General features: G+C 63.9%; 15 protein-coding genes. 6 read left to right on the top strand and 9 right to left on the bottom strand.

Annotated elements, in window-relative coordinates; all coding sequences use genetic code 11:
• The first annotated feature begins 207 nt into the window (after positions 1–207).
• Entirely contained in the window at positions 208–1,146 is a 939-nt protein-coding gene (locus B0G83_RS09825) for a DMT family transporter (RefSeq protein ID WP_105507256.1), read from the top strand.
• Between the two features lie 20 nt (positions 1,147–1,166).
• On the opposite strand, the gene rsmA is transcribed toward B0G83_RS09825, so the two are convergent.
• The 4 genes from rsmA to B0G83_RS09805 all read right to left on the bottom strand — a co-directional run bounded on the left by rsmA (position 1,167) and on the right by B0G83_RS09805 (position 6,989).
• Positions 1,167–2,036 carry a 16S rRNA (adenine(1518)-N(6)/adenine(1519)-N(6))-dimethyltransferase RsmA gene (gene rsmA / locus B0G83_RS09820; RefSeq protein ID WP_105507255.1) on the bottom strand — a complete coding sequence of 290 codons (870 nt, stop codon included), beginning with the start codon at positions 2,034–2,036 and terminating at the stop codon, positions 1,167–1,169.
• A 132-nt stretch (positions 2,037–2,168) separates the two neighbouring features.
• On the bottom strand, positions 2,169–3,179 hold the full coding sequence (pdxA, locus tag B0G83_RS09815) for a 4-hydroxythreonine-4-phosphate dehydrogenase PdxA (protein ID WP_105507254.1): 1,011 nt from the start codon (positions 3,177–3,179) through the stop codon (positions 2,169–2,171).
• 5 nt (positions 3,180–3,184) lie between these two features.
• Positions 3,185–4,549 (bottom strand): peptidylprolyl isomerase, encoded by a 1,365-nt coding sequence (locus tag B0G83_RS09810; RefSeq protein ID WP_374954905.1) that lies wholly within the window; start codon positions 4,547–4,549, stop codon positions 3,185–3,187.
• 73 nt (positions 4,550–4,622) lie between these two features.
• On the bottom strand, positions 4,623–6,989 hold the full coding sequence (locus tag B0G83_RS09805; protein ID WP_105507252.1) for an LPS-assembly protein LptD: 2,367 nt from the start codon (positions 6,987–6,989) through the stop codon (positions 4,623–4,625).
• Positions 6,990–7,209: 220 nt separating this feature from the next.
• On the opposite strand from B0G83_RS09805, the gene B0G83_RS09800 reads away from it, so the two are divergent.
• Together B0G83_RS09800 and murU are read left to right on the top strand one after the other, a co-directional pair.
• Entirely contained in the window at positions 7,210–8,322 is a 1,113-nt protein-coding gene (locus B0G83_RS09800; protein WP_105507251.1) for an aminoglycoside phosphotransferase family protein, read from the top strand.
• 3 nt (positions 8,323–8,325) lie between these two features.
• Entirely contained in the window at positions 8,326–9,054 is a 729-nt protein-coding gene (murU, locus tag B0G83_RS09795; protein ID WP_105507250.1) for an N-acetylmuramate alpha-1-phosphate uridylyltransferase MurU, read from the top strand.
• Between the two features lie 152 nt (positions 9,055–9,206).
• Here the strand turns inward: murU and B0G83_RS09790 are convergent, their stop codons facing one another.
• Positions 9,207–11,090, bottom strand: coding sequence for an ABC transporter ATP-binding protein/permease (locus B0G83_RS09790; RefSeq protein WP_105507249.1), 1,884 nt, complete (start codon positions 11,088–11,090; stop codon positions 9,207–9,209).
• A 307-nt stretch (positions 11,091–11,397) separates the two neighbouring features.
• On the opposite strand from B0G83_RS09790, the gene B0G83_RS09785 reads away from it, so the two are divergent.
• On the top strand, positions 11,398–11,793 hold the full coding sequence (locus tag B0G83_RS09785) for an acyl-CoA thioesterase (RefSeq protein ID WP_105507248.1): 396 nt from the start codon (positions 11,398–11,400) through the stop codon (positions 11,791–11,793).
• Between the two features lie 92 nt (positions 11,794–11,885).
• Here B0G83_RS09785 and B0G83_RS09780 read toward each other — a convergent pair whose 3' ends face one another.
• Positions 11,886–12,215, bottom strand: coding sequence for a DUF4148 domain-containing protein (locus tag B0G83_RS09780; RefSeq protein WP_105507247.1), 330 nt, complete (start codon positions 12,213–12,215; stop codon positions 11,886–11,888).
• 215 nt (positions 12,216–12,430) lie between these two features.
• The gene (locus B0G83_RS09775; RefSeq protein ID WP_105507246.1) at positions 12,431–13,342 is read right to left on the bottom strand and encodes a LysR substrate-binding domain-containing protein; all 912 of its coding nucleotides are present in this window, start codon (positions 13,340–13,342) and stop codon (positions 12,431–12,433) included.
• 159 nt (positions 13,343–13,501) lie between these two features.
• On the opposite strand from B0G83_RS09775, the gene B0G83_RS09770 reads away from it, so the two are divergent.
• Entirely contained in the window at positions 13,502–14,116 is a 615-nt protein-coding gene (locus B0G83_RS09770; RefSeq protein WP_105507245.1) for a glutathione S-transferase, read from the top strand.
• 63 nt (positions 14,117–14,179) lie between these two features.
• Here B0G83_RS09770 and B0G83_RS09765 read toward each other — a convergent pair whose 3' ends face one another.
• Both B0G83_RS09765 and B0G83_RS09760 read right to left on the bottom strand, forming a co-directional pair.
• Positions 14,180–17,290 (bottom strand): EAL domain-containing protein, encoded by a 3,111-nt coding sequence (locus tag B0G83_RS09765; RefSeq protein WP_105507244.1) that lies wholly within the window; start codon positions 17,288–17,290, stop codon positions 14,180–14,182.
• A gap of 182 nt (positions 17,291–17,472) precedes the next feature.
• Entirely contained in the window at positions 17,473–17,949 is a 477-nt protein-coding gene (locus B0G83_RS09760; protein ID WP_105507243.1) for a nitrate reductase associated protein, read from the bottom strand.
• Between the two features lie 116 nt (positions 17,950–18,065).
• On the opposite strand from B0G83_RS09760, the gene fdhD reads away from it, so the two are divergent.
• On the top strand, positions 18,066–18,905 hold the full coding sequence (gene fdhD, locus B0G83_RS09755; RefSeq protein ID WP_105507242.1) for a formate dehydrogenase accessory sulfurtransferase FdhD: 840 nt from the start codon (positions 18,066–18,068) through the stop codon (positions 18,903–18,905).
• Positions 18,906–18,920: the final 15 nt, after the last annotated feature.

Genomic DNA, 18,920 nt, shown 5'->3' with positions numbered 1-18,920 from the left:
TAGGCGGTGGGGTCATCGGCGGACGCGAGCGGCGGGTTTGCTATCGTATGAGCTGAATTCGGCCCGGCTTCGTGATGAATTCTCCGCCGCCAGGTGTTCGCGGCTTATCCGTTCGGCTAGCCATTCGGCCGACTATCGCAATGCCCGCCGGCATCCGATACTGACCAGCCTTCTCCCCCTTTCGTACTCACCAACCCAATCACGCCCATGAGCACTACCGCCTTGCCCGCGCGCCGCGCCCCCGACAGCTTCGCGATCGTGCTCATGATCGGCTTGTGCGCGATCTGGGGACTGCAGCAGGTCGCCATCAAAAGCACCAATTCAGCAGTGCCGCCAGTTTTCCAGGCGGGCTTGCGCTCGCTGGTCGCGTCCTTGCTGGTGTGGGGCTGGGCGCGCTCGCGCGGCACGCCGCTGTTTCGCGACGACGGCACGCTGAGCGCCGGCCTGCTCGCCGGCGTGCTGTTCGCCGCTGAATTCGTGTGTATTTTTCTGGGCCTGACGTTGACCAGCGCGTCGCGTATGGCGGTGTTTCTGTACACCGCGCCGTGCTTCACCGCGCTCGGCCTGCACTGGTTCGTCGAAGGCGAGCGGATGCGGCGGATTCAGTGGTTCGGTATCGTCGTGGCGTTCGCCGGCATGGCGCTGGCGTTCGCGGACGGCTTCCTGCACGGCCACGCCACGCAAGGCTCAATGCTGAAGGGCATGGCCGGCGACGCGCTCGGCGTGCTGGCCGGCATTGCGTGGGCCGCGACCACGGTGGTGGTGCGCGCCACGCGTCTGGCTCAGTCGAGCGCCAGCAAGACGCTGTTCTATCAACTGGCGGTGTCCGCGGTGGTGCTACTCGTGCTCGCGGTCGGGCTCGGCCAGGCGCACGTCGACACCGTCACGCCGCTCGCGCTGATGAGCCTCGCCTATCAGGCCGTGGTCGTCGCGTTTGTCAGCTATCTGGTGTGGTTCTGGCTGTTGACGCGCTATATCGCGTCGCGCCTGTCGGTGTTTTCGTTTCTCACGCCGCTGTTCGGCGTAAGTTTCGGTGTGCTGCTGCTCGGCGAGTCGTTCAGCCTGCGCTTTCTGATGGCCGCGGCGCTAGTGCTGGTGGGTATCGCGCTAGTCAATGCGCCCGCCGCGCGGCGGGTAGCGAAGTAGAAGCGACGGGCTGGGCTGCGTCAGGAAGCGTCGTCGGCGTCGCTCGGCGCGGCGCGCCCCGAAGGCTTCGCCGCGACGATCTGCGCCACGCGCACGTATTCGGCGACCGAGACGTCTTCGGCACGGCGTTGCAGGTCGAAGCCGAGCGCGTCGAAATCGACCGAATCGCGAAACGCGGCCAGCGTATTGCGCAGCATCTTGCGGCGCTGCGAAAACGCCGCCGTCACCACTTCGCCGAGCACGCGCTCGTCGACCGGCGTCAGTTCCCTCTGCTCGTACGGAATCATCCGCACGATCGCCGAATCGACCTTAGGCGGCGGATTGAACGATTCGGGCGGCACGTCGAGCTGCTTGTCGATCACATAGCGATACTGCAGCATCACTGAGAGACGGCTGAATGCCTTGGTGCCGGGCTCGGCCACCATCCGCTCAACCACCTCGTTCTGCAGCATGAAGTGCTGGTCGATCACGCAATGCGCGAACGACGCCAGATGAAACAGTAGTGGACTGGAAATGTTGTACGGCAGATTGCCGACAATCCGCAGCGAGGCTTTTTCGCCGGGCGCGGCCAGCGAACCAAAGTCGAACGCGAGCGCGTCGCCCGCATGCAGTTCGAGCAGATCGCCGAATTTCGTCTTCAGACGGCCGATCAGATCGCGGTCCAGTTCGACAGCGTGCAACGGCGCTTCTGGCGTCGCCAGACGCTCGATCAGCGGCTCGGTGAGCGCGCCGAGACCCGGTCCGATTTCGACCATGCGCTCGCCGCGTTGCGGCCGGATGACGTCGACGATCGAATCGATCACGCCCATGTCGACCAGAAAGTTCTGACCGAAACGCTTGCGCGCGATATGACCTTGGTGCCGGCCCTGTTGCTGTCTGCTGGTGGACATCGAAGAAACGCTAAAGAAAGAGAACTGCTTGAAGAAAAGGAACTGGCGCCAAGCGCGCCAGCCTCAGACAACACCGCAGGCACGCGGCGAGTCGTGCAAGCGTTGCGCGGCCCGCCGCGCAACGAAGCCGAATCAGCCCGCGCGGCGGTGCTGCGCCATCGATACCGCCGTGTCGATCGCGGCGATCAGGCTGCCCGCGTCGGCGCGACCGGTGCCGGCCAGATCGAGCGCGGTGCCGTGATCGACCGAAGTGCGGATAATCGGCAAGCCGAGCGTGATGTTGATGCCTTCGCCGAATGTAGCGTACTTCAGCACCGGCAGACCCTGATCGTGGAACATGGCCAGCACGCAGTCGGCCTGCTCCAGATAACGCGGCTGAAACAGCGTGTCGGCCGGATACGGACCGGGTGCGTCGATGCCCTGCTCGTTCGCGAGCTTCAGTGCCGGCGTGATGACCTCGATTTCCTCGCGACCCAGGTAGCCGTTTTCGCCCGCATGCGGGTTCAGCCCCGTCACCAGAATACGCGGCGCCGGCAAGCCGAAGTGATGCCGCAGATCGTGATCGATAATGCGCAGCGTCTCGACGATACCCTCGACGGACAACGCTGCGGAGACATCCTTGAGCGGCAGATGCGTGGTTGCGAGCGCGACGCGCAGCGGACGCTTGCCGGAGCCGGCCAGCATCATCACCACGCGCGGCGTGTGAGTGCGCTCGGCCAGATATTCGGTGTGGCCGGTGAACGGCACACCGGCGTCGTTGATGGTGCTTTTTTGCAGCGGCGCGGTGACGATCGCGTCGAAGGCGCCGGCTACCGCGCCGTCGATCGCACCGTCGAGCAGGTCGAGCACGTAGCGGCCGTTGGCCGCGTTCAGCTTGCCGGCCTGCACCGGCGCGCCGAGCGGCCGGTGCTGCATTCGCACGCGTTTGCCGTCAGCCAGCAGCGCGTTCCAGTCCACGCCCACGGCGCGCGCGCGTTCGGCGAGCAACGCAGCGTCGCCCAGCACGGTGAACTGCGCGCCGGGCCAGTGCGTCGCCGCACCGGCCAAGGCCTGCGCGGTCAGTTCCGGGCCGACGCCGGCCGGTTCGCCGGTCGTGATCGCGATCTGCAGCGGCAAGCCGGCGGACGGAGCGGCGTTTGTCATGACGATTACTGCACGCTCGACAGCGTGGGCTTCACTTCCACATACGCGGTGTCGCGCAGTTCACGCAGCCAGTCGGCGTAAGCCTGCTCCGCCTTGCGCTGACCGATGGCCTGGCGCGCCAGATCCATTTGCTGCGAGACCGACCCTTCGGCGTCGCGGCGGCCCAGCACCTGGATCAGGTGATAGCCGTATTCGCTGCGCACCGGGTCGCTGATCTGACCGTCCTGCAGGTTGTTCATGGCACGCTCGAATTCCGGCACCGTCTCGCCCGGGCTGATCCAGCCGAGGTCGCCACCCTGCGACGACGAACCGTCTTGCGAGTAGGTGTGCGCAAACTTTGCGAAGTCACCGCCCGCGGCAATCTGGTTCTTGATTTCGAGCAGCTTCTGACGCGCTTGCGGCTCCGACATACCGTCGCCGACGCGCAGCAGAATGTGGCGCACATGCGTCTGCACCAGCTTCGGCGCATCCGAGCTCGACCCCTGACCGGCACGGCGATCGACCAGACGCACCACTTCGAATCCGTCGTTGGTGCGGATCACGTCCGGATTGATTTCGCCCGGGCGCAACGTGGAAGCGGCCTTGACGAACTCAGGCGGCAGCTTCGAAGGCTGCACGTAACCGGTATCGCCACCTTTGGACGCGTCTGGTGCTTGCGAATTAGCCTTCGCGAGTTTTTCGAAGTTCGCGCCACCCTTGGCTTCGGCCAGCAATGCCTGGGCCTTCTTCTGCGCCGCTTCGATATCGGTTTCCGACGCGTTCAGCGGCGCCTTCAGGAAAATGTGCTGCATATGCAGATCGCTCTGCAGGCCGGCGTTCGGGCCACGCTGACTGGCGATGTAGTTCGCGACCTCGGCGTCCGACACCACGACCTTGCTGTCCACTTCCTTCTCGCGCAGACGCGAGAGCGTCAGTTCGGTGCGCGCGTCGTTCGTGAACGTGGTCCAGGGCACACCTTGCGCCTCGATCCGCGCGCGATACATCTCGAGCGACATGTTGTTGGACTGCGCGAGGCGTTCGAGCGTTTTCTGCACGGCGGCGTCGTCGATGTTGATGCCGTCTTCCTTCGCCTTTTGCAACTGGATGCGTTCCAGCACCATCTGATTCAGCACCTGCTGGCGCAACTGGTCCAGCGGCGGGACCGGCGCGTTCTGCTGGTTCAGCCGACGCGTGATGAGGCCCATGCGGTCGTCCAGCTCGCGCCGCGTGATGACACCGTTGTTGACCACCGCGGCAATGGTATCGACCGTCTGGCCGCTACTGCCGCTGGCCAGCGCCTGCGCCTGAGCCGGCGCAATCGACAGGAAAGACGCCGCGGCGGCGAGACCGGCCGCAAGCGTTGCCAAGCGAAGCTTTTTCATGATTGCCACAGATACTCCAATGATGTCGGGCGCGCCTGGCCCGTCTTTTCGCATTCTATAAAACGATCGCGACCGAACCGCGTCATTCGTAATTGGTGAAACGCGCTTCCGGCGGCGGCGGCGGCGGCAACGGCGTATAGCCCTGCACGCCGTTGCGGAACGCGGCCATCAGCCCATTATCGACGCTCGACAAGCCCTTGAACGTCAACTGCGCGAGGAACCGCGTGCTCGTCTGATTCTGATTCGAGGTGTTCACACCGTTCGCGTAGCGCTGGATGCCGGCGCCGAGCGTCCAGCAGTCGGCGTCGTATTGCAGGCCCACCAGACCGTCGACGATCCGCTTTCCACCCAGGTCATAGTTGAACCGCGCCACCCCGTACACGTGGTGCGTCAGCGGCCATTGCCCCGACACCAGCACCTGGTTGATCGGCGTGTTCTCCAGCGTGGTGTTCGCGCGGGTGTAACGGTACGCGACGTTGATCACCTTGCCGCTGGCCGGGCTGAACCCGAAGCCGACGCTCGTCTTCACCAGCTGGTTGTTGTCGGCATTATATTGGAACGCCGTTTCCGAAGCGAAACCGGCGCCGAGCTTGAGCGACGCCCCCACGATCAGGTCCGAATGCGTGGCCTGCGTGCTGGTCTGGGTCGGCAGCAGCGTGACGCGCTGGTCCTGGAAGTAATACTGCTGCGCGATCACGAAGCGCGCGCGTTCGTCGCCCGTGGCCGGGTTGATGAAGCGCGTGGTGATGGCCGCGGTCAGACGGTTCGCGTCGGCGATCCGGTCGTTACCGACGAAGGTGTTCGGCGAGAAGATTTCCGCCAGCCCGAAATCGGATTCGGCGGTGTCGAACAGCGGCGCGAACTGCTGGTTGCGATACGGCGTGTACACGTAGTACAGCCGCGGCTCCAGCGTCTGGATGTAATCCTCGCCGAAGATCCGCACCGAGCGATCGAAAATCAGGCCGGTATCGAACGTGAAGGTCGGAATCGATTCGGTGAAATTCTTCGGTGAGCCGGCCGGCGTGGTGCTGCTGATGTTGTTCAGGTCGTACGACGCAAGATGCAACTGCACCTTCGGCGTGACGAAGTAGCCCGGCCCGACCACCGAATACGACAGGTACGGGTTGAACATCACCCGCTGACCCTGCGTCGTGTCCGCGGTGGTGATGCGGAAATTCGAGTAATCGGCTTCCGCGCCGTAATCGAACCCGCCGATGTTGTACTTCGCGTACTTCACGTTCAACTGCGGCTCGCGGCCATATGGCGCGATGGACGGCGTCAGCGTCTGCCAGTGCTGTTCGCGCGCGAGCACCGACCACGGGCCGTTGTTGTACGTCAACCCGGCTTCCTGTTGGAACAGGAGCTGGGTGCCGTTCATGAACTGACTGACCGACGACGACAGGTCTTCCGGATACGTGTTGTCCGAAACCTTGTTGTAGTAGATGTAGCCGCCGAACCCGTTGCCGAAGTTCTGGTTGTGCTGGATGTACAGCGCGTAGCGGTTGGTCTTGGTCAGCCGGTCGTCCGGCAGGAACTCGCCGGTGATCGAGCCGGAATACGTGGGCGACAGATAGCGGAACGACGACTGCAACTGCACACCGCGTTTGGAGATCAGACGCGGCGTGATGGTCAGGTCGCGGTTCGGTGCGATGTTGAAGTAATACGGTACCGACAGTTCGAAGCCGTTCGACGAACTCAGCGAGAACGTGGGCGGCAGAACCCCGCTGCGGCGCTCGCCCGAGAGCGGGAACGACAGCCACGGCGAGGCGAACACCGGCACGCCCTGGAAGAACAGCACGCCGTTATGCGCGACACCTTCGTCCGCGCCGGTGTCGAAATCGAACTCGCTGCCTTTGATGTACCAGGCCGGGTCGTCCGCGCACTGGCAGGCCGTGTAGGTGCCCTTCGTGAAGACCGAACGCTCGCTGTCGAGCAGATCGACCCGTTGCGCGCTGCCCGAGCCGCCCGTCACATTGAAGTGGTACTTCGGCGCGGTCATGAAACCTTCGCTCGAATCCAGCCGCATGTGCGCTTCGGGTCCGACGAAGTTGTTGCCGTTGTTGTTGACGTGGACCTGGCCGTACGCGTCGGCCATGTCCGTGTCCTGATCGTAATGCAGGGCGTCGGCCTTGATCACCATCGTGTTGTGGCGTATCTCGGCCGATCCCTTGGCCGCCATGTCCTGGTCGGTGGTGCCGGTGGTCGTGTCGCCGAGCACGAAGGTGGCCGCCTTCTGCCCCTGCAGCAGTGGATGTTCTTCCAGTTGCGGGGCGAGCTGCATGCCCCAGGGCGCGTCGATCGGTTGCGGCTGCGCGGCTTCCCCCACCAGCTGGGCGTGCGCAAGCGCGGGCATCAGGCCCGGAACGGCGATCAACGCCGCGACGAGCCGCCTTTTGCGCGGCACTACGGCACAAGAGGGAGTCGTTTGGGAAAGCTGTCTAGGCGGCATGTATCGTTTGGCGAATCGGCTCATCCGCCAGCTTTTACAGTCACGATCCACCGCCTGCGCACCCCGACCGTGACAGTCGGCTGCACATCAAATGACAATCTTTCGAACGGTGAGGCGGGCGGTGAAGCGGAACGCGCGAAAGCTGGCGTGAGTCGCGTCAAAAAAGTCGTGGGGTATTATATGGCAAGACGTTGCCCCTCAGAATTTGCCGCCGGTTTTCATGACGCTGACCTCCTCCCAAGACCTCCAAGATCCCCGTCTCGACCTGCTCAAAGCCTGGCTGAACCGCCATGCAGCGGGCTATTCGCTCGAGCTCGACACGCTCGCACCGGCTTCGTCCGACGCCAGTTTTCGCCGCTATTTCCGGCTCGCCGGTAAGGCGGCGGAAGACGAAAGCACCGGCACACTGATCGCCGTCGACGCGCCGCCCCCTGAAAAGTGCCGCGAATTTGTGCAGGTGGCCCAGTTGCTCGAGGCCGCCAACGTCAACGTGCCGCGTGTGCTGGAGGTGGACTTCGACGCCGGCTTCATGCTCGTGACCGATCTGGGCACCGATTCCTACCTCGGCGCGCTGGCCGACGCGCAGCAGGCGCACGACGCGCGCCGTCCGCGCACGCTGATGCGCGACGCGCTCGACGCCCTGATCCGCTGGCAACTGACCTCGTGCGAGGACGTGCTGGCGCCGTTCGACGAAGCGTTCCTGCGCCGCGAGATGGAATTGATGCCGGAGTGGTTCATCGGCCGCCATCTGGGCCGCGAGATCGACGACAAGACGCGCGGTCTGCTCGACCGTACCTTCGCGCTGCTGATCGCGAGCGCCCGCGCGCAACCGCAGGTGTTCATGCTGCGCGATTTCATGCCGCGCAATCTGATGGTCGCCACGGCCGCCGCAGGCACCACTGGGTCGAACGGCGCGGAAAACCCCACGGCGAACCCCGGCGTGCTCGACTTCCAGGACGCGGTGTATGGTCCGATCACCTACGACGTCGCATCGCTGCTGCGCGACGCATTCCTGGGCTGGGACGAAGAGTTCGAACTGGATTGCTTCGTGTACTACTGGGAACGCGCGAAAAAAGCCGGCCTGCCGGTCGATCCCGACTTCGGCGAGTTTTACCGTCAGCTCGAATGGATGGGCCTGCAACGCCATATCAAGGTGCTCGGGCTGTTCTGCCGGATCAACTACCGCGATAAAAAAGCGCATTACATGAAAGATCTGCCGCGCTTCATTGGCTACGCGCGAAAGGTCGCGGAACGTTACGCGCCGCTGCGTCCGTTCGCGAAGCTGCTCGACGAGCTCGAAGGCCGCGCGGATGAAGTCGGCTACACCTTCTGAACGATGACGACATCCGTGAACAAAGCGATGATTTTCGCCGCGGGCCGCGGCGAGCGCATGCGTCCGTTGACCGATACCTGTCCGAAACCGTTGCTCGAAGTGGGCGGCAAACCGCTGATCGTGTGGCAGATCGAGCGGCTCGCGCAGGCCGGCTTTCGCACCATCGTGATTAACCACGCGTGGCTCGGCGAGCAGTTCGAGGCCGTGTTGGGTAACGGCTCACGCTGGCAGGTAGAGCTGCGCTACTCGGCCGAGCATGAAGCGCTGGAAACGGCCGGCGGGATCGCGCAGGCGCTGCCGTTACTGGAAGACGGCGGCAGCAATGGCGACGGCGGCGAAGTGTTCGTCGGTGTCGCCGGCGACGTGTACGCCGACTTTGACTACGCCGCGCTGAATGCCCACGCCGGGCGACTCAACGCGTTGCCCGAGCCGGGCATGCATCTGGTGATGGTGCCGAATCCAGTCTTTCATCCGGGCGGCGACTTCGGTCTGGTCGACGGGAGAGTGTCGCTCGACGCGCAGCCACGTCTGACGTTCGGCAGCATCGCTCTCTACGACACGCGGATGTTCCGCGATCTGCCACGCGGCACACGGCGCGCGCTGACGCCGTACTACCACGACACGATCTCGCGCGGGCGCGCGAGCGGCGAGTTGTACGAGGGCCTGTGGGAGAACGTCGGCACGGCGGCGCAGCTTGGCGCGCTGGACCTGCGGCTGAAAAACGCGCGCTAGGCGCGCTTCGGCGCCGCCCCACTCTTGGTCGCGCCCAGCGCCTCTAAACTCTTGGCCGCGCCCAGCGCCGCTAAACGCTCGGCCACGCTCAGCGCGGCTTAACTTTCGATCGCCCTCCGCGCAACTTAACGCCCGGCCGCCCTCCGCGCCGCTCAACTCTCGCCCGCGCCCACCGCATCGACCGCCTCCGGCGCTTGCGCCACGCGCTGCTGCTGCAACGCCCACATCTGCGCGAACAGCCCGTTCGCATGCAGCAATTCCGCGTGCGTGCCACGTTCCACGATCCGTCCTTTGTCCATCACGATGATCTGCTGCGCGTGCACCACCGTCGACAGCCGGTGCGCGATGATAAGCGTGGTGCGCTCGCGGGCAATCTGATCGAGCTCATGCTGGATCGCGCGTTCGGAGCGCGAATCGAGCGCGGAGGTCGCTTCGTCGAACAGCAGGATCGGCGGATTCTTGAGAATGGTCCGCGCAATCGCCACGCGCTGCTTTTCGCCGCCGGAGAGCTTCAGGCCGCGCTCGCCGACCGGCGTTTCATAGCCCTTCGGCAGTCCTTCGATGAAGTCGTGAATATGCGCCGCGCGCGCCGCCGCGATCACTTCTTCGCGCGTGGCTGAAGGCCGCCCATAAGCGATGTTGTAGTAGATCGAATCGTTGAACAGCACCGTATCCTGCGGCACGATCCCAATCGACGCGCGCAGCGAATCCTGCGTGACGTCGCGAATATCCTGACCGTCGATGGTAATCGCGCCGCCCGTCGCGCGGTCCAGATCGTAGAAGCGGAACATCAGCCGCGCGAGAGTCGATTTGCCCGAGCCGCTATGCCCCACCACCGCGGTCGTGGTGCCCGCCGGAATCGTGAAGCTGACGTCGTGCAGAATCTGCCGCGCCGGTTCGTACGCAAAGTTCACATGCTCGAAGCGCACCTGCGCGCCGCTCACCTGCAACGCGGGCGCACCGGCGAGATCGGGCACTTCCTGCGCGGCGCCAAGCAGGGTGAACATGCGATCCATGTCGGTGAGACTCTGCTTCAATTCCCGATACACCACGCCGAGAAAATTCAGCGGAATATAAAGCTGCAGCATGAACGTGTTGATCAGCACCAGATCGCCGAGCGTGAGCCGCCCCGCCATCACGCCTTGCGTGGCGCGCCACAGAATAAACACGAGCCCCGTGCCGATAATCGCCTGCTGACCGAAATTCAGCGCCGACAGCGAGCGCTGCGATTTAATCGCGGCCGTGCGATAGCGCTTGAGGTTTTCGTCGTAACGGCTCGCTTCCCACGCTTCGTTGCCGAAGTACTTCACGGTCTCGTAGTTGAGCAGCGAATCGATCGCGCGCGAATTCGCCTTCGAATCGAGTTCGTTCATCGTGCGGCGAAAATGCGTGCGCCACTCGGTGACCTTCACCGTGAAAACGATGTACGTCGCTAGCGCGATGAACGTGACTACCGCGTAATACCATTCGTATTTGACGACAAAAAAACCGAGCACGAGGCCGACCTCGACCAGCGTCGGCAGAATGCTGTAGAGCGAGTACGAGATCAGTTGCGTGATGCCGCGCGTGCCGCGTTCGATATCGCGCGACATGCCGCCGGTCTGCCGTTCCAGATGGAAGCGCAACGACAAGGCGTGCAGATGGCGGAACACTTTCAACGCCAGCTGGCGCACCGCGCTCTCGGTCACCTTCGCGAACAGAATCTCGCGCAGCTCGGTAAATAGCGACGTGGACAGCCGCACCACCGCATAGGCGACCACCAGCAAACCGACGCCGCCGAGCAGCACGATAGCCGGCGAGTCATGCGCACGACCGAGCGCGGTGAGATGCTGCACCGACGCGAGGCTGTCGACGATCCGCTTCATCACGATCGGCACGCCGAGGTTGGCGACTTTCGCACCGATCAGGCAGCTCAGCGCGAAGGCGACGCGCCATTTGTAGGTGGCGAGATAGGGCAGTAGCGACAGAATCGTTTGCCAGTCGTTGCGCGGCTGGGTAGAGATCGGCGAGGGTTCGGACGAGGGCGTGCGGCGCATGGAGGTCGGCTTGGGGAGAGGATGGAAAGGCCGGAGTTCGCAGCGGCGCGCCGACCACGTTGTACCGATCGATCGGCACACCGCTTTTTGTCGCGCAACCCGGCTGGGCGCTTTCCCGTACAATTCCTGATCTTTATATTGTCGCAGAAGCCGGCTGGCGCCGCTTTCCATGGGCAGACCGGCCGCCTGTCATCCGCCGGCCGCGCAACCAGGTCGTCCCTGAGCGAGGCGCTTGCGCGGTTGCCTGTGAACACCATCGCCCGCCGGTCCAGTCGACCTGGCCAATCCGTTTCTCAAGAGTGTCCCAATGACCGATCTCCTTCAACTCCCGCAAAAGTCCTGCGCGCTGCGCGTCGTGCCGCAACCGTCGGACGCGAACGTCCACGGCGACGTGTTCGGCGGCTGGATCATGGCGCAAGTGGACATTGCTGGCTCGATTCCGGCGAGCCGCCGCGCCAACGGCAGAGTGGCGACCATCGCGGTCAATTCGTTCGTGTTCAAGCAGCCGGTCTTCGTCGGCGATCTGTTGAGCTTTTACGCGGATATCGTCAAGACGGGCAATACGTCGGTGACGGTGTCGGTCGAGGTTTACGCGCAGCGTATGAGCCTGACCGAAGAAGTCGTGAAAGTGACCGAGGCGCTCCTGACCTACGTCGCGACCGATAGCGACCGCCGTCCGCGCGCGTTGCCGGTGGTGGAATAAACGGACTCGGCTGAAGCTCGCCGCTGAATGGCGGGCCAGAACGAAAACGAGGCGCCTAGGCGCCTCGTTTGCATTACGCGCCGTGAGTCGGCTTACTGGCTCGCCGCCGCTGCGGCAGCCGCCTTTTTCTGCGCGTTCTGAAGGTCGGTCGGATAGTTCGGATCATTACGCGACGGGTTATAGCCGTTCGCTTCCAGATTCTTCAACTCGGCGTTTTTCTTGGCTCGCGCCTGCTTGCGCGCCGCCTTGCGCTGAGCCTTCGTGGTGGTCGCTTTCGACGCGGCCACGGGCTTGGCCGCATCCGAATCGTCGCCCGCCGCGCCACCGCCGCCGCTTTGCGCGAACGCCGGTGCGACGCACGCCACACTCACTACCACCGATGCCAGCAACACAGCCAGTTTCTTTGCAGGTGAAGACGTCATTGTTCTCTCTCCAGTCGAGTTGGCAATCTGTACGGCGGCGCGACGCCCATGACCTGGTACGAGCAGCAACAACGAATGGGCGCAACGCCACGTGAATCGATGCTTCATGGTTCCCGGCGCAGCTTAAGTTGGGAATTCCGAATATAGCCGACCGAAACCCGTCCGCAAAACGGTTTCCGCGCACCAGGACGGGGTTAACGCACGCGAATCGGCATTCAGGCGGAAGCGTTGCCGCGCAGATAAACGTCGACCTGTCCTTCGATCCATTGCGCGAAATGGGCCTGCCGGGCATTGAGCATTTCGCGCTGCTGCCACACGAGCCAGTAGGGATAACGATAGGGCGCACGAATGCCGGTAATCTGCACGAGTTCGCCGCGCGCCAGCGCATGCCCCACCAGGCTGCGCCGTTCGAGCGCGACGCCCTGCCCCATCAGCACGGCGCCGATCACGATGTTCGAATCGTTCGCCGACAGCACCACGGCTTCGTCCGCGGGCTCCGCGACCTGGGCCGCGCGGCACCAGTCGGTCCAGGGCGTGTCGGGGCTGGAGATCAGCGGACAGGCCATCACGTCCTCGGCCGTGACCGGCAAGCGCCCGTTCGGCCCAAGCGCGAAATGCGGCGCCGCGACGGCGACGATCTCGTCGTCGAACAGCTTCTGTTGCGCGACATCGGGCCAATGCCCCTGGCCCATTCGAATGCCGACGTCGCACGCGCCCTGGCGCAAATCCTCGACGTGCAGACTCGTCAGCAAACGGACCCGATAGTACGGATGCGCCTCGCGGAAACTCGCGAGACGCGGCACGAGCCAATGCTGCGCGAACGACGGCAACGTCGCGATCACCAGCTCGCTTTCCTGCGGACGCGCCTGCGCGCGGCGCGTGGCGTGCGTGATGTCGCGCAGCGCGGTGCGGATTTCGAGGGCATAGAGACGCCCCACTTCGGTCAGCCGCAGCCCGCGCGCCTCGCGCATGAACAAGGCGAGGTCCATGCTGTCTTCGAGCACCTTGATCTGCTGGCTCACCGCCGAATGCGTGACATGCAATTCGCGCGCGGCCTGGGTGACGCCGCCCAAACGGGCGACAGCCTCGAAGCAACGCAACGCGGTTAAGGGCGGGATCGGTTTCATGTAAGAAATTCTGACGTAAACCGTCGATTAATGTCGCTTTTTTTGGCGAGCAGGGATGCTTAATCTATCGGTTTGACGCGCCAATAACCGCACCGGTATTGAAACCTGCCCAACGCGGCCGCCTCGGGCACCTATGAAAGAACTTCTAACGGGAATGAGATGAAACTGATCGGTATGCTTGACTCGCCTTACGTGCGCCGCGTCGCCATCTGCCTCAAATTGCTGAAGCTCGAGTTCGAGCACGAGTCGATTTCGGTGTTCAGCACCTACGACCAGTTCGCGAAGATCAACCCGGTCGTCAAAGCGCCGACGCTGATCGCCGATAACGGACTGGTGGTGATGGACTCGACGGCGATTCTTCAGTACGCCGCGACCCTCGCCGGGCCGCAGCAGCGGTTGTTCCCGTCGCGTCCGGACGACGCGTTGCGCGCGGCCCACCTCAGCGGCCTTGCGCTGGCCGCCAGCGAAAAGACCGTGCAGATCGTCTACGAACGCAATCTGCGGCCGCTTGAGAAGCAGCACGAGCCGTGGATCGAGCGTGTGCGCTCGCAGTTGCTCGCCGCTTATGCCGCGCTCGAACAGGATCTCGCCACCACGCCGCCGCCCACTGAAACCGATCGCTTCGACGCGGCGGATATCACGGTGGCGGTCGCGTGGCGCTTCACGCAGATGATGCTGCCAGAGATCGTCAACGAAGCCGCGTATCCGCACCTGAAGGCGTTTTCCACATTGGCGGAGACGTTGCCGGTGTTCGTGAGCACGCCGCCGGTGTGACCTGAAGCGAGCCGGCTGCGTGAGTCCGCAGCCGGTTCAGGCACGTGACCTATCGCCCGCTCCTCAAACCGTCGCCAGTTCCCGCGTCGCCCCACCTTGCAGCAGTTTGGCAATCGCTTCCGTGCCCATCGGCTTCGCGAAGTAAAAGCCCTGCATTTCATCGCACGCACGCTCTCGCAGGAAGTCGAGTTGCGCCGACGTCTCCACGCCCTCGGCGATCACCTGCAACTTCAGCGAATGCGCGAGCGCGATGATGGCCGACGTGATCGTCTCGTCATCGGCCGACACGCCGATGTCGGAGACGAACGAGCGGTCGATCTTCAATCGGTCCACCGGGAAACGCTTCAGGTAGCTGAGGCTCGAATAGCCTGTGCCGAAATCGTCGATCGCAAGCCCAATGCCCAGCGCGTGCAGTTCGTTGAGCATCGACACCGCTTCTTCGGCGTTGCGCATGATCGTGCTTTCGGTCAGTTCGAGTTCCAGATATTGCGGCTCCAGACCCGTTTCGGCCAGCACCTGCATGACGAGCTTCGCGATATCGCGCTGCTGGAATACCCGCGCCGACAGATTGACCGACACCCGCGTCGCGGGTAAGCCTTCATCCTGCCACGCCTTGTTCTGGCGACACGCCTCGCGTAACACCCACTCGGACAGCGGTCCGATCAGCCCGCTTTCCTCCGCGAGCGGAATGAACGACGACGGCGGCACCAGCCCCACCTCCGGGTCGCGCCAGCGCACCAGCGCCTCGGTACCGACGATCTGCCCGCTGCTAATGTCCACCTGCGGCTGGTAGTGCAGCAGGAATTCGTTGTCGCGCAGCGCGCGCCGCAAGCGCCGCTCCAGATTCAGACGCGCGCCGGCGCTTGCGTTCATTTCCGGCTGATAAAACTGGAACGTGTTGCGGCCCATGTCCTTTGCGCGATACATCGCGAGATCGGCCTTTTTCATCAGCGTTTCAGCGTCTTCCCCGTCTTGCGGGAACAGGCTCGCGCCCATGCTGCAGCCCACGTAAAGCTCGGTGCCGTCTAGCCACACCGGCTCGGAGATCGACGCGCGCACGCGCTCCATCCATGCAATCAGCGATTGTTCGTCGACCGTGTCTGTCATCACGATCACGAACTCGTCGCCGCCGTGGCGCGCTACCGTGTCGCTGGTGCGGGTGCAGCGCGCGAGCCGCTCCGCGACCACGCTCAGCAAGCGGTCGCCGACGCTGTGGCCGAGACTGTCGTTGACGTTCTTGAAGCCGTCCAGATCGATGAACACGACCGCCACGCCCTTGTGCTGCCGCTGCGCGACGATCAGTGCATGTTGCAGACGGTCGCGCAGCAGGTTGCGGTTCGGCAGACGCGTCAGGCTGTCGTAGTTGGCCTGGTATTCGAGTTGTTCCTGATAGCGCATCAGATCGGTCACGTCGTTGATCACGCCGATGTGATGCGTGATGACGCCGTCCGTATTCGGCACCGGCGCGATGAACAGCTGATTCCAGAACAGCGCCCCGTCCTTGCGATAGTTGCGCACCACCGCGCTGACTTCGCGGTTCGCGCCGAGCGCCTGACGAATCAGCGCGACACCTTCCTGGTCGCGATCGTCGCGCTGCAGCACGCGGCAATCGTGGCCGATCACTTCGGCGGGATCGTAGCCGGTGATCCGCATGAACGCCGGGTTGACGTATTCGATCAGATTGCCCGTCGGCGACGGCGCGGTGATCAGAATCGCGTTGACACTCGCGTCGAGCGCACGGCTTTGCAGGCGCAGCGCCAGATCGGCGCGCTTGCGTTCGGTGATGTCGGTGTACGAACCGAGCACGCCGATCACGCGGCCGTCGCCATCGGTAAATGGCAGCTTGCTCGTGACGGTGGTGCGATGCACGCCGTCGATCACCAGATCGACTTCGAAACTCATTTTCGGCACGCCGGTGCTCACCACTTCCTTGTCGTGATCGTTGAGCAGGTCGGCGAAGGCGCGCCACGGCAGGTCGGTGTCGGTCTTGCCGACCACCTGCTCGGGATAGGCGAGCCCCGCGTCGCGCGCGAACGCCATATTGCAGCCGAGATAGCGCGACTCCAGATCCTTCCAGAACACGCGCTGCGGAATGTTGTCGATCACCGCTTCGAGCATCTGGTTCGAGCGCTGCGCTTCGGCTTCGGCGTTGATCTGGTCGGTGACGTCGTCCGCCAGCACGAAAAACGCGGAGCGACCCATGAAGTTCAGCGCGTGATACGAGATGTCGGCGCTGATCGTCGAGCCGTCTTTGCGCCGGTGATGCCAGATACCCGCCATCGTGCGGCCGCGCGGCGCCATTTCGCTGCGCTGCAGATGCGATTCGAGCCGCGCGATCTCCGCGTTCGGCCGGATCGCGCGAATCGTCATGCCGAGAAATTCGGTCTCGGAGTAGCCATATTGCTGGATCGCGGCCGCATTGACGGCGAGAAACCGCATCGTTTCGCGATCGAAGATGTACATCGGCACCGGATGATCGTCGAACAGGCCACGAAAGCGTTCGTCGTTGCGGCCGAGCGCGCGCACGGTGCGGAGTTTTTCGCGGGCGCTGCTTTCGCGGGCGCCGAAGGTGAAGATCAGCAGCGCGCTGCCGGCCAGCATGGTGACGATCAGCAGAAACATGGCGCGCTGGGTTTCGCTGGTCGATGCCGAGAGCGAAGCCTGCAGCGCGCGGCTTTCCTCGCCGCGCAAAGCCGCGAGACCGGCTTCCACCCGATCGAGTCCCAGTCCCAGATGCGTATAGGTCGACGCGGCCCACGCCCGCGACGAGTTCGGCTCGGCGCTGGCGCTTTTCAACAGCGCATCGTCGATGTCGTGTTGCAGCGCGTGGCTGTCGACACTCAGTCTGGCCAGCTTGTCGAGCATGGCCGGTTCGCCGGCCAGCTCGCTGCGCAGGTCGCGCTCAAGGGCGGCGAGCGTCGCCCGCGTCGTGCTGGCCGCGCCGACCGGCGCCGATTCCCCCGTCGCCTCGAAGCGGCCGAGCGTGGCGAGACCACCGTCGAGCGCCGTCTGGTAGGCGTCGAGGTTCTCGCGCACGCTGGTCGAACGCAGCATGCGCGCGTCGGCGTCGCGCTGACCGCAAATCTGCGAATAAGCGACGAACGCGTTCGCGCCGACCGCGGCAGCAACGACTGCCAGATTGATCAGCAGCCGCTTCGATAAAAAAGAAGTCATGGATTCCGAACGTCAGATCGTTCCGAGGGCGGAGCGCGTGGTCGCTTTCGGTGCAACAGACCGCATCGATGCGAGTTTTTTTACGTGCCAACCCATGGATAACGGCAGCGTTCGGAGCGGGTTGAGGGTGTGGGTGAAAAAATAGGCAAGTTCGGCCAGGCGTTTTGGGCCAGACGTCCCGGCTAGGCGCCGCCTCCAAATTCCTTCATGGCCGGCATGAAGTCGTGGTTGGCCTCCGGTTTGCGCGACAACTTGGCGAGCACGTAGCGCTTGAACGGATCGAGCTCGGCCCAGCGCGCCACGCTCGGCGCGGTCAGACCAGCGAGTTCGGCCTGGTGCGTGACGCCTTCCGGCACGCTATCGGTGCGACGCCAGAGCGGCGCTTCCTCGGGCGTAAACCACTCCGGCTCGACGTTGGAGTGGGTGCGCAGCATTTCGAACAGCGCGTGGTCGAAATTCGGTTCGATTTCCGTGTCGTCCTCGACCGGAAATCGCGCCAGCAACTTGCGGTCTTCGAGCGGCAGCATCTGCCATTGCGCGAGCGTGATGCGCAAGCCGAAACGGTCGAGATTGAAGCGAACCGACATCGGGATGAACGTGAAATTCTCCGAAGACTCGACCTCGAAGTTGAACAGAAGCGGTGCTTCGTTGAGTCCCATGACAGTGTCCTCGTGGATAGCGGGCAACATGCAAGCCCGGCTTGAGGTATTTTAGAACCTTATTCGCGCAGTGACGGCACCTGGCGGCACGCGGCAAGGTATGGGAGTAAGTGAGCTTGAACGAACTGGAAACAGCCGGACAGCCGGGCGCGGTGGAGCGTCAGGTACACCGGCATCGCGGCGCGGCGGTCGAAACCGTCACCGATCACGTCGGTCAGGAATGGCCGGTCGCGCTCGTCTTCAACGGCATTTCGCACGCGGTGATGATGTGTACGCCGCGCGATCTGGAAGCGTTTGCGGTCGGTTTCGCGATCTCGGAAGGCATCGTCGAGCGCGGCAGCGATATTCACGACATCGAAGTCGAGCTGCACGATGACGGCGAATTGCCGCATGCAGAAGTGCAATTGCAAGTGATACAGCAGGCGTTCGTCGCGTTGAAGGAAAAGCGCCGCGCGCTCGCCGGGCGCACCGGTTGCGGCGTCTGCGGGATCGAGAGCATCGATCTGCTGGATCTGAACCCGGAACGGGTGCCCGATACCGGCTTTCTGCAGCGGCTCGCACCGGACGCGATTGCCCGCGCCGCCCACGGCTTGCCCGAACACCAGGCGCTGACGCGATTGACCGGCGGCCTGCATGCCGCCGCGTGGTGCGATGCGGCAGGCGCGATCCGCTACGCATTCGAGGACGTCGGCCGCCATAACGCGCTCGACAAGCTGATCGGCCAGCTCGTGCTGGATCGCGTGGAGACGAAAGAGGGGTTTGTGTTTCTGTCGAGCCGCGCCAGTTACGAGCTGGTGCGCAAGGCGGCGCGCGTCGGCGTGCCGATGGTCGCGACGATCTCGGCGCCGTCGTCGCTGGCCATTGCGATTGCGCGCAAGGCGGGCGTGCGGCTGGTGAGCTTCTGCCGCGAGACGAGCTACGTCGACTACGACACGTTGCAGCCGGCGCCGGATTGAGTGCCAGGTTGAGCG

Origin of the sequence: Paraburkholderia sp. BL21I4N1 (genome assembly GCF_002973525.1) — a bacterium.
Classification (GTDB): domain Bacteria; phylum Pseudomonadota; class Gammaproteobacteria; order Burkholderiales; family Burkholderiaceae; genus Paraburkholderia.
The sequence above is the reverse complement of the archived record's forward strand: the minus strand, read 5'-3'. Positions and strand labels throughout refer to the sequence as shown.

What these genes read in the sequence shown, in the direction of transcription:
- pdxA (WP_105507254.1), bottom strand. Translation starts at nt 3,179, where the DNA reads ATGACAAACGCCGCTCCGTCCGCCGGCTTGCCGCTGCAGATCGCGATC.
- B0G83_RS09800 (WP_105507251.1), top strand. Translation starts at nt 7,210, where the DNA reads ATGACGCTGACCTCCTCCCAAGACCTCCAAGATCCCCGTCTCGACCTG.
- B0G83_RS09780 (WP_105507247.1), bottom strand. Translation starts at nt 12,215, where the DNA reads ATGACGTCTTCACCTGCAAAGAAACTGGCTGTGTTGCTGGCATCGGTG.
- B0G83_RS09775 (WP_105507246.1), bottom strand. Translation starts at nt 13,342, where the DNA reads ATGAAACCGATCCCGCCCTTAACCGCGTTGCGTTGCTTCGAGGCTGTC.
- B0G83_RS09790 (WP_105507249.1), bottom strand. Translation starts at nt 11,090, where the DNA reads ATGCGCCGCACGCCCTCGTCCGAACCCTCGCCGATCTCTACCCAGCCG.
- rsmA (WP_105507255.1), bottom strand. Translation starts at nt 2,036, where the DNA reads ATGTCCACCAGCAGACAGCAACAGGGCCGGCACCAAGGTCATATCGCG.
- murU (WP_105507250.1), top strand. Translation starts at nt 8,326, where the DNA reads ATGACGACATCCGTGAACAAAGCGATGATTTTCGCCGCGGGCCGCGGC.
- B0G83_RS09805 (WP_105507252.1), bottom strand. Translation starts at nt 6,989, where the DNA reads ATGCCGCCTAGACAGCTTTCCCAAACGACTCCCTCTTGTGCCGTAGTG.
- B0G83_RS09785 (WP_105507248.1), top strand. Translation starts at nt 11,398, where the DNA reads ATGACCGATCTCCTTCAACTCCCGCAAAAGTCCTGCGCGCTGCGCGTC.
- B0G83_RS09765 (WP_105507244.1), bottom strand. Translation starts at nt 17,290, where the DNA reads ATGACTTCTTTTTTATCGAAGCGGCTGCTGATCAATCTGGCAGTCGTT.
- B0G83_RS09760 (WP_105507243.1), bottom strand. Translation starts at nt 17,949, where the DNA reads ATGGGACTCAACGAAGCACCGCTTCTGTTCAACTTCGAGGTCGAGTCT.
- B0G83_RS09770 (WP_105507245.1), top strand. Translation starts at nt 13,502, where the DNA reads ATGAAACTGATCGGTATGCTTGACTCGCCTTACGTGCGCCGCGTCGCC.
- B0G83_RS09825 (WP_105507256.1), top strand. Translation starts at nt 208, where the DNA reads ATGAGCACTACCGCCTTGCCCGCGCGCCGCGCCCCCGACAGCTTCGCG.